The organism is Pandoraea cepalis, from assembly GCF_902459665.1.
GTDB classification, from domain to species: Bacteria; Pseudomonadota; Gammaproteobacteria; order Burkholderiales; family Burkholderiaceae; genus Pandoraea; species Pandoraea cepalis.
Window position 1 is genome coordinate 222,933 of the sequence record NZ_CABPSL010000006.1, and the last position, 14,718, is coordinate 237,650.

Below are 14,718 nucleotides of genomic sequence, written 5' to 3' on the forward strand. Positions count from 1 at the left end.
GTTCGAAGAGGTCTCAGGCGCGACGCAGGCGCGGGTTGAGCAAGACGTAAAGCACGTCGGCCAGGAGGTTGAGTGCGATGAAGCTCACGGCGGTCACGAGGACCACGCCCTGTACCACGGCATAGTCACGATTGAACACGGCATCGACGACCAGCTTTCCGAAGCCCGGAATCGTGAAAACCTGTTCCGTGAGCACCGCGCCCGCGAGCAGTTCGCCAAAGAGTAGCGCGAGCACCGTCACGATAGGAATCAGCGCATTGCGCAGCGCATGCTTGAGCACCACGGTGCCACGCAACAGACCCTTGGCGCGCGCCGTGCGAATGTAGTCGGTGCGCAGCACGCCAAGCATGGCGCTGCGCGTGTGGCGCATCAACTGAGCCCCCAGCGCCGCGCCGAGCACGAACGCCGGCATGACCATCGTCTTGAAGCTCATCCACAGGTCTTCGGCAGGCGACACGTAACCCGACGACGGCAGCAGGTGCCAACGCACCGAGACCAGAAAGATCAGCAGAATACCGAGCCAGAAGTTGGGGATCGACATGCCGGACAAGGCCAGCACGTTCGCGCCGTAATCGATGGCCTTGCCGCGGTTGGCCGCCGACAGGATGCCCAGTGGGATACCGATCCCGATGGCAATCAGCAATCCGAACATCGCCAGTTGCAGTGTCACGGGCAGCTTCTGCGCGATCAGTGTCGTGACCGGCTCGCCTGTGCGCAGCGAGTTGCCGAGGTCGCCGCGCAGCACGTCGCCGATCCAGAGCGCGTACTGCGTGGGCAGCGGCTTGTCGAGGTGGTACTTCTCGCGCAGCGCGGCGATGACCTGCGGGTTCTGATCCTCGCCGGCCATCGCGAGCACGGGATCGCCGGGCAACATCTTCTGCAGCCCGAAGATCATCATCGACACGATGATGAGCGTGGGTATCGCGACCAGCGCACGATGGAGGACGAGGCGAAGCATGACGGCTCCTGTTTCCCTGGTAATGCCGGACGGTCCCGGATTATCCCTTGAGGCTCACGCCACGCAGACGAATCAGTCCGTCCGGATACGCAACGAATCCCTGCACCTTTTTGGTAAGCACGTACGGCCACGGCTGCACGTACAGATAAAGGATGGGATTGTCTTCGGACAGGATCTTGTCGGCGGCGTCATAGAGCGGCTTGCGCTCCGCCACGCTGGATTTCACGCGCGCCTCGTTGAGCAGCTTGTCGACATCGGCATTGCAGTACTGCCCGTAGTTCAGGTTGCCCTTGCACGTGACGAACTGATGCAGGTTACCGTCCGGATCCACGCGTCCCGACCAGCCGTTGTAGAGCACGTCGAAGTCGCCGCGATGGGCGGCGTCGAGCGCCGCCGCGTAATCCATCGGCCGCAATTTCAGTTGAATGCCCGCCTCGGCGAGCATCGCCTGCAGCATCTGCGCCATCTGATTGGAGACCGTGTTGTTGCCGAAGCTCAGCGTCACGTCGACCTTCTCGAAGCCCGCCGCTTTCAGCAACGCTTTTGCCTTGGCAACGTCGCGCTTGGTCGTCTTGATCGACGCGTCGTAGTACTGTCCCGAGCGCGGCAATGCCTGATTGGCCGGGGTGAAGATACCGCCGCCGATCACCTTGTTGATGGCGTCGCGATCGATGGCCAGATCGAACGCCTGACGCACGCGCTTGTCGCGCAATGCCTTGGGCGCGTTCGCCGCCACATTGAACGTCAGGCCGTAGTAACCCAACCCGTCGATGGAGACGAACTTCAGGTTCGCATCGCGCTTGACCGAGGCCACATCCGACGGCGCGAGGCGTTCAAGCATGTCGAGCGATCCCGAGCGCACGTTGGCCAGGCGCACCGTGGTGTCGGGAATCGGCAGGAAAACGACCTTCTGGATCGGATACTTGTCCGCTTCCCAGTAGCCCGGGAATTTCTCCAGCACCACACGATCGTTCTGTACACGCTGCACGAACTTGTACGGACCGGAGCACACGGGGTGGGACTGCACGGCGGCATCGTCGCTCAGGGTCTTGGGCGCGAGCATCATGCCCGCGCGATCGGACAGCGTGGCGAGCAGCGCGGAATCCGGCGCTTTGAGCACGATGTTGACAGTGCTGTCGTCCACGGCGTCGACATGATCGATGGACGACAGCTCGCTCTTGCGATTGCTCGCGGGCAGGCTACGCGCGCGGTCCAGATTCGCCTTGACGGCGCGGGCGTTGAACGGTTCGTCGTCGTGGAACTTCACGCCCTGGCGCAGCTTGAATGTCCACGTCTTGCCGTCGGCACTCACGCTCCACGAGGTGGCGAGCATCGGCACGAACTTCAGATCGGTACTGATATCGACCAGCGAGCTGCACAGCGAGCGCAGCACCATGCGGTCGACGACCTGCGAACTGCGCGCGGGATCGAGCGAGCCGATGTCCTCCTGCAAGCCGATGCGAAGCGTCGATTGCGCCATCGCGGCGGCTGCGCCGGTCGTCAACGACGCCGCCAGTACAAGATCGAGCAGAACTTTACGCATGCGTGAGATCCCTTGTGGATGTGAGTGGGGAGAAAGTGTTGTTATCTGCCGACGGCCGCATCGGCCTGAGCTTGGCGCGCACGATACAGCGCAAGTCGCGCGCTCAGCGCATCGCTCGGCGCCGCGGCGCGCGCCGGACTGGCCCCAGCGTTCTGAATCTCGCGCCAGAAATGACAGGCAACTTGTCGACCGTCGGGCAGCATTTCGTCGACCGGCTTGTGCTCGCGACACGCGGCGCGCGCATGCGGGCAACGCGGATGGAAGCGGCACCCGGGCGGCGGCGCGGTCGGGCTGGGCAATTCGCCGCCGAGTGGCGCGCGTTCGCGCCGCAGGTGCGGATCGCTCGCCGGGATTGCTTGCAGAAGCGCCTGCGTGTAAGGGTGCAGCGGCGTGTCGAAGAGTGCGTCCGCGCTGGCCAGCTCGACAATCTCCCCGAGGTACATCACCGCCACGCGATCACTCATGTGGCGAATCACCGCCAGATCGTGGGCGACCATGATGAGCGTCAGTCCGAAGTCGTGCTTGAGGCGTTCGAGCAGATTGATGACCTGGGCTTGCACGGAAACGTCGAGCGCCGAGACCGGCTCGTCGCCAACGATCACCCGAGGCTCCCCCGCCAAGGCTCGCGCAATGCCGATGCGCTGTCGCTGACCGCCGGAGAACTCATGCGGAAAGCGTTGTGCGTAATCGGGTTGCAGGCCGACGGTGCGCAGCAGTTCGGCCACGCGTTCGTCCCGGGCACGCCCACGGGCGAGGCCGTGCAACGCGATCGGTTCGCCGATCAGTCCCCCCACGGTCATGCTCGGATTGAGCGACGCGAACGGGTCCTGGAAGATGATCTGAAGTTCGCGCCGAAGTCGCCGCATGGCGCTCGCACCCAACGTCATGATGTCCTCGCCCTGATAGCGCACTTCGCCGCGCGTGGCATCGAGCAAGCGCAACAACAGCCGCCCCAGCGTGGATTTTCCGCAACCGGATTCGCCCACGATCGCGAACGTCTCTCCCGCCTGCACGGAAAATGACACGCCGTTGACCGCATACACCGTGGGCGCACGAGAGAAGCCGACGCGATGACCGCCGAAGTGCTTGGTCAGGTCGCGCACGTCCAACAGCGGGTGCGCAGGGGCGGGGGCGTTCATACGGCAACCTCTTCCATCGGGAATGCGGGCGGTGTCAGGGCCTCCACCGGTGCCAGCCAGCAGGCCACGCGATGCTTGCCGGACAACGTACGCTCGACAGGGGCTTCCTGCGTGCAGCGGGCTTCGGCAAACGGACAGCGCGGCGCAAAACGGCAACCGGCAGGCATGCGTTCCGGTGAAGGCACCGCGCCACGGATGGTCGCGAGCGTGCCCTCGCGTTTGCCAATCGACGGAATCGCCCCCATCAGACCGATGGTGTAGGGATGCTGCGGATCATCGAAGATCTCGTTCACCGAGCCGTATTCGACGATACGCCCCGCGTACATCACCGCGACATCGTCGGCGACTTCGGCGACCACGCCCAGGTCGTGCGTGATGAGCACGACGGCGGTGCCGGTTTCGCGCTGCAAGGTTTGAATGAGCGTGAGTACCTGCGCCTGAATCGTCACGTCGAGCGCGGTGGTCGGTTCGTCGGCAATCAGCAGCGCGGGTCGGTTGGCAAGCGCCATCGCAATCATTACGCGCTGACGCATGCCGCCGGACAGTTCGTGCGGGTAGTTGTCGAGCCGTGTCTCCGGTGCGGGGATGCGCACCCGCTTGAGCATTTCGAGCGCCTCGGCGCGCGCGGCGCGGCGATCCAGACCGCGATGGCGCCGAATGCCCTCCTCGATCTGATGACCGATGGTGAACGACGGGTTCAGCGAGGTCATCGGCTCCTGGAAGATCATCGCGAGACGATTGCCGCGCAGGTCGGCAAAGTCGCGCTCCCCCAACGTCAGCAGATCCCGACCTTCGAACATCGCGCGCCCCGCCACGACATTGGCGGGCGGACTCGGCAACAACCCCATGAGGGCGAGCGACGTCACGCTCTTGCCGCATCCCGATTCGCCGACGATGCACAGCGTCTTGCCGGGATACACGGCAAACGAGACGCCATCGATCAGATTCGGCGCGTCGGGCGCTTTCGAGAACTTCAGCGACAGTCCGGTGACATCAAGCACCGGCCCAGCGTCTGCGGGCATGGTCATGGGCGCGTTGTAGGGGTCATCAATCGTCTTGCCCCGGTTCCGGAAAGCCGGTCGCGAGGGATGTGCGTGACACGATTATGTCTTCCACGCACGCAAAAGAAATATTAATATTTCTTTTTCAAACGTAAATTATTCTTAACCTCTCGATGCTTACGTTGCGCATGTTGAAGACGTTCCGGCTGGTGGCACAAACCGGCTCGTTTGCGGCGGCCGCCGAGCGTGCCGCGCTGACGCAAGCGGCCGTCAGCCTGCAAATGCGCGGTCTCGAAGATGCCGTCGGTCAGCGGCTGTTCGATCGGCGCGGCCGGCAGATCACGCTCACGCGTCAGGGACGCGACTTGTTTCCGCGCGTCGAGCAGATCCTGGCGCTCACCGCCGAGCTGAGCGCCACCTCCGCCGGCACCATGCAGGGCCCGGTCACCATCGGCGCCGTGGTGTCCGTCATTGGCGCACTGTCGATGGCTGTCGCGGAACTCAAGACCGCGCACCCACGGCTCGATGTGCGGCTCACGTCGGCGCGCTCGGACGAACTGACCGATCTCGTCGAGCAGGGCGAGGTCGACATCGCCGCCGTGGTCGCGCGCGCCGACGATGCGCGCGTCGACGGCCTGGTGTGGACGCCCCTCTATACCGAGCCGATGGTCATGGTCGTGAATCGCGACGTCACCGAACCCGACCCGCAGCGCATTCTGGACGAGCACGCGTTTTTGCGCTTCGACCGGCGCGTTCGCACCGGCATGGTGGTGGAGCAGGCGTTACGCGCGGCGAAGCTCGGCGTGACCGAATACCTGGAGCTGAACTCCATCGAGACGATCGTCGCGCTCGTGCGCAAGAACGTCGGCGTATCGGTGCTGCCGCAACTGCATCGTGGCGATTGGCAGTCCGACCCGTTGTTGCGCATCGTGCCGATTGCCGAGCCGCCCTTGCTGCGCACGGTCGGCATGATTCATCGTGAGCATGACTCACGCACGCACGACATCACGGCCGCCATCGCCGGCATGTTGCACGACGTGTGAGTGGATGCTGCGACGAGGGAAAAACGGCGCGAACACTGTCGCGCCGTGACCGAAAATGAGAAGCCTGCAGCCGCGCATGCGATCAATCGCGCGTCTCGAAGGCCTTGTTGATGCGCAGTGCCAGCAGCGTGCAGACAGTACCGGAGAGCAGATAGGCGCTCACCGCGATCAGCCCGAACTCGGACGACAATCCCAGTGCCACGAGCGGTGCGAAGGCCGCGCCGAACAGCCACGCGAAGTCGGTCGTCAGCGCCGCCCCGGTGTAGCGGAAGCGTTGCTCGAAGTTCGACGTCACCGTGCCCGCCGCCTGCCCATACGACAATCCGAGCAGGGCGAAGCCGACCAGGATGAAAATGTCTTGCTGCGTCGAGCCGCCGCCCATCAGGAACGGCGCGAAGAGTGCGAATATGCCGATGAAGATGGCGAAAAGGCCCAGCGTGGTACGTCGGCCGATGCGGTCGGCAATGCGCCCGGAAATGACCGTGCACACGATGGCGATCGCCGCGCCGCACAGTTGCACGATCAGCACATTGTTCAGATCCTGGCTGTTTTTCAGCGCGATCCACGACAGCGGGAACACCGTCACCAGGTGAAAGAGCGCATAGCTCGCGAGTGCGGCGAAGGCGCCGAGAAAGATGTTGTAACCCTGCGAGCGCACCATCTCGCGCGTGCTGATCGGCTCCAGTTGGCCCTCTTCGAGCATCTCCGTATATTCGTGCGTCACCACCAGACGCAGCCGAGCAAACAGCGCGACCACGTTCACGGCGAACGCCACATAGAACGGATAACGCCACCCCCACGTGAGGAAGTCGTCGGACTCGAGGCTCGAGTGCAGGAACAGGAACAGCGAGGCCGCGATGATGAAACCGATCGGCGCGCCCAGTTGCCCCATCATCGAATACCAGCCGCGCCGCTGCGGTGGGGCGTTCATCGCGAGCAGCGACGGCAGTCCATCCCACGAGCCGCCAAAGCCGATGCCCTGCACGAGCCGGAAGAACCCGAGCAGCCAGATGGCACGGTCCCCCAGTACCGCATAGCCCGGCAGGAACGCCATGCCGGCTGTCGCCGTGCCGAGCACGAACAGCGCGGCGGTGAGCTTGACACTGCGTCCCCAGCGGCGCTGCGCGTTCATGAACAGCGCGGTACCGAACGGGCGCGAAATAAACGCGAGGGAGAAGATCGCGAACGCGTACAGCAGGCCATGCAGGCTGTCGGCGAACGGGAAGAAAACTTGGGGGAAGACGAGGACGGCGGCAATGCCGAACACGAAGAAGTCGAAGTACTCGGAGGCGCGTCCGACCACTACGCCGACCGCGATTTCCTCGGGCGCAATGCGCGACTTGCTCCCGTGATCGTGCGCTGTCGATGCGGCAGTCACGCCGGGCGGCGTCGGCGATTGATGAGCACTGCTTGACATTATCGGACCCCCTTGCGGATCGGGATGACCATGACACTCGTGCCAGAAGAGCATCGCAGGTATCGCGAATCGACGCCATAGGGTTTACCCTAAATTGCCGCATCATGGAGGGGAGTCCATGATGAACCCGGTCTAAGGCTACGGTTCCATCGATCGCAGCATGACTTCCCCCAAGTGCCTTCGCGGGGTATTTTTGCTCCCCGCCACCGCGTTGCTGTCCGGTTGCAATACCGTATTGATGTCGCCCTCGGGTGATCTTGCGGTAAGGCAGCGGGACATCATCATCATTTCCACTGTCCTGATGTTGCTGATCATCGTTCCGGTGATCGTGCTGACACTGGTCTTCGCATGGCGTTACCGAGCGTCGAACAAGCGTGCCATCTACACGCCCGAATGGGATCACTCGACGCTGCTCGAACTGCTGATCTGGGCCGCGCCGCTGCTGATCATCATCGCGTTAGGCGCGCTCACCTGGGTCAGCACGCACAAGCTGGACCCCTACCGGCCGCTGGAGCGCATCGACGCCAAACGCGAGATCCCCCCCGACACGCGCCCCCTCACGGTGCAAGTGGTCGCCATGGACTGGAAGTGGTTGTTCTTCTATCCCGATCTGGGCATTGCGACCGTCAATGAACTGGCCGCCCCCGTTGACCGGCCGATCCGATTCGAAATCACATCGACGACGATGATGAATTCGTTCTTCGTGCCCGCCCTGGCCGGACAGATCTACGCGATGCCAGGCATGGAAACGAAGCTGCATGCGGTCATCAACAAGCCCGGGATCTATGACGGCTTCTCGGCGAACTTCAGCGGCGCGGGCTTCTCGGGCATGCGCTTCAAATTTCACGGACTGTCGGCAGACGGTTTCGACGCGTGGGTCAAACAGGTCAAGGCGCGCGGAGACAACCTCACGCGCGACAAGTACGAGGCCCTCTCCCAGCCGAGCGAATGGGTGCCCGTCCACTACTACGGCGATGTGGCGCCCAATCTTTATGACGCGATTCTGAACCGCTGCGTGCAACCCGGGCAGACCTGTCTGAAGGACATGATGGATCAGCCCAATCATCCGCGCGCCAGCCGGGCGCGCACAGGCACGTCCGAGTCGTTGCTCGCCGACGCGATGTGCACGGCCCAAAACACCGTGCAGTTCGCGTCCGACACTCGGCACGCCCCCGGCGAGAGACTTACGCAGTGACGCATACCGCGCCCAACCGTCGACAATGATGCGCCTTGTGCGCGATTGATCCCAGGCTCGAGCTTATGGACATCGTCAAGTTGATCTTCGGCCGCCTCACGCTCGAGGCGATCCCGTACCACGAACCGATTCTCGTTGCGACCTTTGCCGGGGTAGCGTTCGGAGGCATCGTCGTACTGGGCGCCATCACCTACTTCAAGTTGTGGGGATACTTGTGGCGCGAGTGGTTCACGAGCATCGATCACAAGAAGATCGGCATCATGTATGTGATCCTGGGCATTGTCATGCTGTTGCGCGGCTTTGCCGACGCCGCGATGATGCGCATGCAGCAGGCGATCTCGTTTGGCGACAACATGGGGTATCTGCCGCCGCACCACTACGATCAGATCTTCACCGCGCACGGCGTGATCATGATCTTCTTCGTGGCAATGCCGCTGGTGACTGGCCTCATGAACTTCGTCGTGCCGCTGCAGATCGGCGCGCGCGACGTGGCGTTCCCGTTCCTCAACAACTTCAGCTTCTGGATGACGACGAGCGGGGCCATGCTCGTAATGCTCTCGCTCTTCGTCGGCGAATTCGCAGGCACTGGGTGGCTGGCTTACCCGCCGTTATCGGGCATCCTGCAGAGCCCTAACGTCGGGGTCGATTACTACATCTGGGCACTGCAGATCGCCGGGATCGGCACCCTGCTCTCGGGGATCAATCTGCTCGTGACCATCGTGAAGATGCGCGCCCCCGGCATGACGATGATGCGCATGCCGGTCTTCACATGGACTTCGCTGTGCACGAATGTGCTGATCGTGGCTGCCTTCCCGGTGCTGACTGCCGTGCTCGCCCTGCTGGCGCTGGATCGCTACGCCGGCACCAACTTCTTCACGAACGATCTCGGCGGCAACGCCATGATGTACGTGAACCTGATCTGGATCTGGGGCCACCCCGAGGTCTACATTCTCGTGCTGCCCGTGTTCGGCGTGTTCTCCGAGGTGGTCGCCACCTTCTCCGGCAAGCGCTTGTTCGGCTATGCGTCGATGGTCTATGCGACGGTCGTGATTACGGTGCTGTCGTACCTCGTGTGGCTGCACCATTTCTTCACGATGGGCTCCGGCGCGAGTGTGAACTCGTTTTTCGGCATCACGACGATGATCATCTCGATACCGACCGGCGCGAAGATTTTCAACTGGCTGTTCACCATGTATCGCGGGCGCATCCACTTCGAAGTGCCGATGCTGTGGACCGTCGGTTTCATGGTGACGTTCGTCATCGGCGGCATGACCGGCGTGTTGCTCGCCGTGCCGCCGGCCGACTTCTCGTTGCATAACGGCCTGTTCCTGATCGCTCACTTCCACAACGTGATCATCGGCGGCGTGATCTTCGGGGTCATGGCGGCAATCACCTACTGGTTCCCCAAGGCCTTCGGCTACCGGCTCGATCCGTTCTGGGGCAAGTGCTCGTTCTGGTTCTGGTTCATCGGCTTCTACGTCGCCTTCATGCCGCTGTACCTGCTGGGCCTGATGGGCGTGACCCGTCGCGTGAGCCACTTCGACGACATGTCGCTGCAAATCTGGTTCCAGATCGCCGCCGTGGGGGCACTGCTCATCGCCATCGGCATTGGATGCTTCATCGTCCAGCTCATAGTGAGCTTCATCCGCCGCGAGCAATTGCGCGACGACACCGGCGACCCGTGGAATGGCCGCACACTGGAATGGTCGACGTCGTCCCCCCCGCCGGCCTACAACTTCGCCTTCACGCCGATCATTCACGACAACGACGCCTGGTGGCAGATGAAGCAGCACGGCTTCAAGCGTCCGGAGCACGACTTCATTCCGATCCACATGCCGAAGAACACGGGCGCGGGCATCATTCTCGCGGGGCTTGCGACGGTATGCGGCTTCGGGCTCATCTGGCACATGTGGCTGGTGGTGATCGTGGCGTTCGTGGCGCTGCTGGCGACCGCCATCGGCCACACGTTCAACTACCACCGCGAGTACTACATCCCGGCCGATCAGGTCGAACAAACGGAGGCAGCGCGCACGCGCCTGCTCGCGCAGCATGTCTGATACGACGGCACCCTTCCCGGCCGGTGGCGCCCCGCTCGGGGCCCACACGCCCAGCGCGCCGCACGACGGCGAGTTGAAGTTCATGATGACGAGCGACTACCACCCGCCCAACGGGACGCTGCTCGGCTTCTGGGTCTACCTGATGAGCGACTGTCTCGTCTTCGCCTGCCTGTTTGCGGCGTATGGCGTACTCGGGCGCAACTACGCAGGCGGGCCGACCGGTGCGGAGTTGTTCGAACTGCCGCTCGTGGCGGTGAATACGACCTTCCTGCTGCTCTCGTCGATCACCTATGGCTTTGCGATGATCGAAATGCAGCGGCGACGCCAGGGCGCGGTGCTCGGCTGGCTCGCGGTCACCGGCGTTCTCGGTGCGGCGTTTCTCTCGCTGGAACTCTACGAGTTCGCGAACCTCATTCACGAGGGGGCGGGGCCCTGGCGCAGCGCGTTCCTGTCTTCGTTCTTCACGCTGGTGAGCACGCACGGGCTGCACGTCACGTTCGGCATCGTCTGGCTCATCACCCTGATGGTGCAGGTCGGCAAGCATGGCCTCACCGCGCCCAACCGCCGCCGGCTCATGTGCCTGTCAATGTTCTGGCACTTTCTCGACGTGGTGTGGATCGGCGTCTTCACGTTTGTCTATCTGATGGGAGTGCTGCCGTGAGCACCCACGACTCGACCCTGCACAATGCCGACGGGCACGGCCACGATCACGATCATGGCGACGAAGGACCGCACAGCACCCTGCGCGGGTATGCGACCGGCTTCATCCTGTCGGTCATTCTCACCGCCATTCCCTTCTGGTTCGTGATGGGCGGGGTATTCGAAAAATCGAGTACCACCGCGATCATGATCCTGTTCCTGGGCGCCATTCAGATCATCGTGCATATGATCTACTTCCTGCACATGAACGGGCGCTCCGAAGGCGGCTGGAACCTGTTGTCGTTGATTTTCACGATCGTGCTGGTCGTGATCACGCTGTCGGGTTCGCTATGGGTGATGTATCACCTGAACCAGAACATGATGGCGGGTATGATGCAGGATACGAAAAACCTCCCTTGAACGGCACTTCCCTTGAGCAGCAATCGACTTCATGACTCGGGGGGCGCACAGCGTCCCCCGCGCACTTCCGGTGCGCCCGCCCGCCCGTCTCCCCTTCGACTGATCATCCTTGGCGTTATCACGTTGGTGCTGGTCAGCGTCTTCGTCTCGCTCGGGACCTGGCAGCTTCATCGCCGCGCCTGGAAGCTCGATCTGATCGAGCGTGTGAATTCGCGCGTGCATGCGCCGCCCACCCCGGCGCCCTTGCGTGGTCAGTGGGCCTCGGTCAACGCGGCCGCGGATGAGTATCGCCACGTCTCGCTCAGCGGCACGTACCAGTTCGACAAGGACACGCTCGTGCAAGCCGTCACCGATCTGGGCGGCGGGTTCTGGGTGCTCACGCCGTTGCGCACGGCAGATGGGGGCGAAGTGCTGATCAACCGCGGCTTTGTTCCGCCGGGCTGGAAGGAATCCGTGCCGGCCGTCCCAGCGGGTGCGGTCACCGTCACCGGTCTGCTGCGCATGCCCGAACCGGGCGGTGGATTCCTTCGCAAGAATGCCCCGTCGGAAAATCTCTGGTACTCGCGCGACGTCGCGGCCATTGCGACCGCGCGCGGACTAACGAGCGCCGACGTGGCGCCCTTCTTCGTCGATGCCGACGGCAAGCCGGGTGCCGATGCAAGCCGTGCGCTCGACGGCGGCGATGCCGAAGCCTTGACCGGCCGGGCACCGGCACGCGACTACCCCGTGGGCGGGCTCACCGTGGTGCAGTTCCCGAACAACCATATGAGCTATCTGCTGACGTGGTACGCGCTGGCGATCATGTCGGCCGTGGCCGGCGGGTTCGTCATCCGACTCGAACTGCGCAAGCGCGGCTAGTCGAACGCCCTGCAGCCGCGACGCGGTCGCGTGTCGCATCCTTCGGAAATCGCGTTCACGACAACGTGGTGACAGCGCAACAGCTGCCAGGCGGAACCTCATCGTTTCAACCGGTTCCGCCTGTCGATCTGCCTCGATTCCCGCAGCGACCGTCCATCCACATCTGACCCCATATAGCAACAAACGCTTGTCGGCAATGACAAGCGGGCACTTCCGCGGAATGTCCAGAGCCACTCGATTTTGTAATGTGGCCCGTCACGCGGACGTGAGAGACATCATTCCCTAATTAGCCGATATGCGTTAACGTTCCATGGTCGACGGAACTGTTACGCATGCCGAAACAGAGGCAGCACAGACGTCGCCCTGCAACCGTGCCGGCCTCAGGTGCGCAGCGCGGGCGAGCTGCTGGCCGTGCGTCCGTCGCCAGCGAAGTTGAAACTTCCCCCTATCTCGCTCAAACAAGAACATTTATAGACGATGAAAAATCCAACCTTATCCAAAGCGTTTCTGGCGACAGCGCTGAGCTGTGCGCTGTTCAACGTTCACGCGGCCTCGCAGGCGCCGGTCGGTGCCGAGAACGGCATGGTGGTCACCGCCCAGCACCTCGCGTCGAAAGTCGGCGTGGACGTGCTCAAGGCCGGTGGCAATGCCGTCGACGCGGCCGTCGCCGTGGGATATGCGCTCGCCGTGGTGTATCCGGCAGCCGGGAATCTTGGCGGCGGCGGTTTCATGACGATCCAGCTTGCGGACGGCCGCAAGACCTTCCTCGATTTCCGCGAGAAAGCGCCGCTGGCCGCGACGGCCAACATGTATCTCGACAAGGACGGCAACGTCATCAAGGGTGCCTCGACCACGGGCTATCGGGCCGTGGGCGTACCCGGCTCCGTGTCGGGCATGGAATACGCCCGTGAAAAGTACGGCACCAAGACCCGTGCGCAACTGATTGCGCCCGCCGTCACGCTGGCGGAAAAGGGCTTCGTGCTCGACCAGGGCGACGTCGACATGCTTTGGACGGCGACCAAGAATTTCGAGAGCGACCGCGCCAATTCGGGCGCCATCTTCCTGAACAAGGGCCAGCCGTTCCAGCCGGGCGAACGCCTTGTGCAGAAGGATCTTGCACGTACGTTGAAGCTGATCAGCGCGAAGGGTACCGACGGCTTCTACAAGGGAGAGGTCGCCAACAAGCTGGTGGCGTCGATGAAGGCCGGCGGCGGCATCATCACCCAGGCCGATCTCGATCAGTACAAGACGCGCGAACTGGCGCCGGTCGAGTGCGACTATCGCGGCTATCACGTGGTCTCTGCCCCGCCGCCCAGCTCGGGTGGCGTGGTGATCTGCGAGATCATGAATATCCTCGAAGGCTACCCGATGACCGAGCTGGGGTACCACTCGGCGCAGGGGGTGCATTACACCATCGAGGCGATGCGCCACGCGTACGTCGACCGCAACAGCTATCTGGGCGATCCCGATTTCGTGAAGAACCCGATTGCCCACCTGCTCGACAAGCAATACGCGGCCAAAATCCGCGCGGCCATCAACCCGCAGAAGGCGGGTATCTCACAGGAGATCAAGCCGGGGGTGGCGCCGCATGAAGGCAGCAACACCACGCACTACTCGATCATCGATCGCGACGGCAACGCGGTGTCGGTCACCTACACGCTCAACGACTGGTTCGGCGCAAAGGTGATGGCCAACGGCACGGGCGTCATGCTCAACGACGAAATGGACGACTTCACCGCCAAGGTGGGCGTGCCGAACCTGTATGGCCTGATCCAGGGCGAAGCGAACGCCATCGGCCCGGGTCGTCGTCCACTGTCGTCGATGAGCCCGACCATCGTCACGAAGGATGGCAAGCCGGTAATGGTCGTTGGCACGCCGGGCGGTAGCCGCATCATCACGGCCACCCTGCTCACGATGCTCAACGTCATCGACTACGGCATGAATCTGCAAGAAGCCGTGGACGCCCCGCGCTTCCACCAGCAGTGGATGCCGGAGGCCACCAACATCGAGCGGTTCGCCCTGAGCCCCGACACGCAGAAAATCCTCGAAAGTTGGGGTCAGAAGTTTGCCGGTCCGCAACCGGCGAACCACGTCGCCGCCATTCTCGTGGGCGCGCCGTCGCTGGGCGGCAAACCGATCGGGAAGAACCGCTACTATGGCGCGAACGATCCGCGTCGCAACACGGGACTCGCGCTCGGTTATTGATTGAGGGCGTGTGATCCAAACGACATTGGGATCGAAGGAATTGATGGGGCCGCGCGCGCGGCCCCATTTTTTATGGATGCCGACTGCGAACGTGTGTGTCGCAGCGTCTGCGTACCCCGGGAGTTAGACATTTGTAACATTTTGTAATACGCCGTTTGAACGCTCAGGGTAATGCCCCCATTTTCCACGGCCGCGAGAAGTAGAAACTAAGCGGCCATGGCCAGCCGCTGCTTCGGGGTAAAG

12 protein-coding genes are annotated in these 14,718 nt (G+C 63.0%); 7 read left to right on the top strand and 5 right to left on the bottom strand.

Annotated features, from left to right (window positions below; all coding sequences use genetic code 11):
• Window positions 1-13 precede the first annotated feature (13 nt).
• From PCE31106_RS10735 to PCE31106_RS10750, 4 genes are read right to left on the bottom strand one after another with little or no spacing between them, the layout of a single operon-like run.
• Window positions 14-958, bottom strand: a complete 945-nt coding sequence (locus tag PCE31106_RS10735) for an ABC transporter permease (protein WP_017233210.1) — start codon at window positions 956-958, stop codon at window positions 14-16.
• A gap of 40 nt (window positions 959-998) precedes the next feature.
• Window positions 999-2,501: an ABC transporter substrate-binding protein gene (locus PCE31106_RS10740; protein ID WP_150563250.1), complete on the bottom strand. Its 1,503-nt coding sequence runs from the start codon at window positions 2,499-2,501 to the stop codon at window positions 999-1,001.
• A 41-nt stretch (window positions 2,502-2,542) separates the two neighbouring features.
• On the bottom strand, window positions 2,543-3,640 hold the full coding sequence (locus tag PCE31106_RS10745) for an ABC transporter ATP-binding protein (protein ID WP_150563251.1): 1,098 nt from the start codon (window positions 3,638-3,640) through the stop codon (window positions 2,543-2,545).
• A complete protein-coding gene (locus PCE31106_RS10750; RefSeq protein ID WP_425494730.1) occupies window positions 3,637-4,662 on the bottom strand; it encodes an ABC transporter ATP-binding protein in 1,026 nt (341 codons plus the stop codon). Before PCE31106_RS10750 ends, PCE31106_RS10745 begins: the two co-directional genes overlap by 4 nt.
• A gap of 152 nt (window positions 4,663-4,814) precedes the next feature.
• Here PCE31106_RS10750 and PCE31106_RS10755 point away from each other — a divergent pair, with 152 nt between their 5' ends.
• The gene (locus tag PCE31106_RS10755) at window positions 4,815-5,684 is read left to right on the top strand and encodes a LysR substrate-binding domain-containing protein (RefSeq protein WP_017233206.1); all 870 of its coding nucleotides are present in this window, start codon (window positions 4,815-4,817) and stop codon (window positions 5,682-5,684) included.
• Between the two features lie 82 nt (window positions 5,685-5,766).
• On the opposite strand, the gene PCE31106_RS10760 is transcribed toward PCE31106_RS10755, so the two are convergent.
• Window positions 5,767-7,101 carry an MFS transporter gene (locus PCE31106_RS10760; RefSeq protein WP_174975098.1) on the bottom strand — a complete coding sequence of 445 codons (1,335 nt, stop codon included), beginning with the start codon at window positions 7,099-7,101 and terminating at the stop codon, window positions 5,767-5,769.
• Window positions 7,102-7,261: 160 nt separating this feature from the next.
• Here PCE31106_RS10760 and cyoA point away from each other — a divergent pair, with 160 nt between their 5' ends.
• The 6 genes from cyoA (at window position 7,262) to ggt (ending at window position 14,475) form a co-directional block, all read left to right on the top strand.
• Complete coding sequence (cyoA, locus tag PCE31106_RS10765) at window positions 7,262-8,296, top strand: ubiquinol oxidase subunit II (RefSeq protein ID WP_051060118.1); 1,035 nt, start codon at window positions 7,262-7,264, stop codon at window positions 8,294-8,296.
• 65 nt (window positions 8,297-8,361) lie between these two features.
• A complete protein-coding gene (gene cyoB, locus PCE31106_RS10770; RefSeq protein WP_150563254.1) occupies window positions 8,362-10,353 on the top strand; it encodes a cytochrome o ubiquinol oxidase subunit I in 1,992 nt (663 codons plus the stop codon).
• Window positions 10,346-11,014 carry a cytochrome o ubiquinol oxidase subunit III gene (gene cyoC / locus PCE31106_RS10775; protein WP_150563255.1) on the top strand — a complete coding sequence of 223 codons (669 nt, stop codon included), beginning with the start codon at window positions 10,346-10,348 and terminating at the stop codon, window positions 11,012-11,014. Before cyoB ends, cyoC begins: the two co-directional genes overlap by 8 nt.
• Window positions 11,011-11,412, top strand: coding sequence for a cytochrome o ubiquinol oxidase subunit IV (cyoD, locus tag PCE31106_RS10780; protein ID WP_150563256.1), 402 nt, complete (start codon window positions 11,011-11,013; stop codon window positions 11,410-11,412). The genes cyoC and cyoD overlap by 4 nt, the downstream gene beginning before the upstream one ends.
• Window positions 11,413-11,424: 12 nt before the next feature.
• Window positions 11,425-12,270, top strand: coding sequence for an SURF1 family protein (locus PCE31106_RS10785; RefSeq protein WP_254440981.1), 846 nt, complete (start codon window positions 11,425-11,427; stop codon window positions 12,268-12,270).
• Window positions 12,271-12,852: 582 nt separating this feature from the next.
• Window positions 12,853-14,475 (top strand): gamma-glutamyltransferase, encoded by a 1,623-nt coding sequence (gene ggt / locus PCE31106_RS10790; RefSeq protein ID WP_240756274.1) that lies wholly within the window; start codon window positions 12,853-12,855, stop codon window positions 14,473-14,475.
• The last annotated feature ends 243 nt before the right edge of the window (window positions 14,476-14,718 follow it).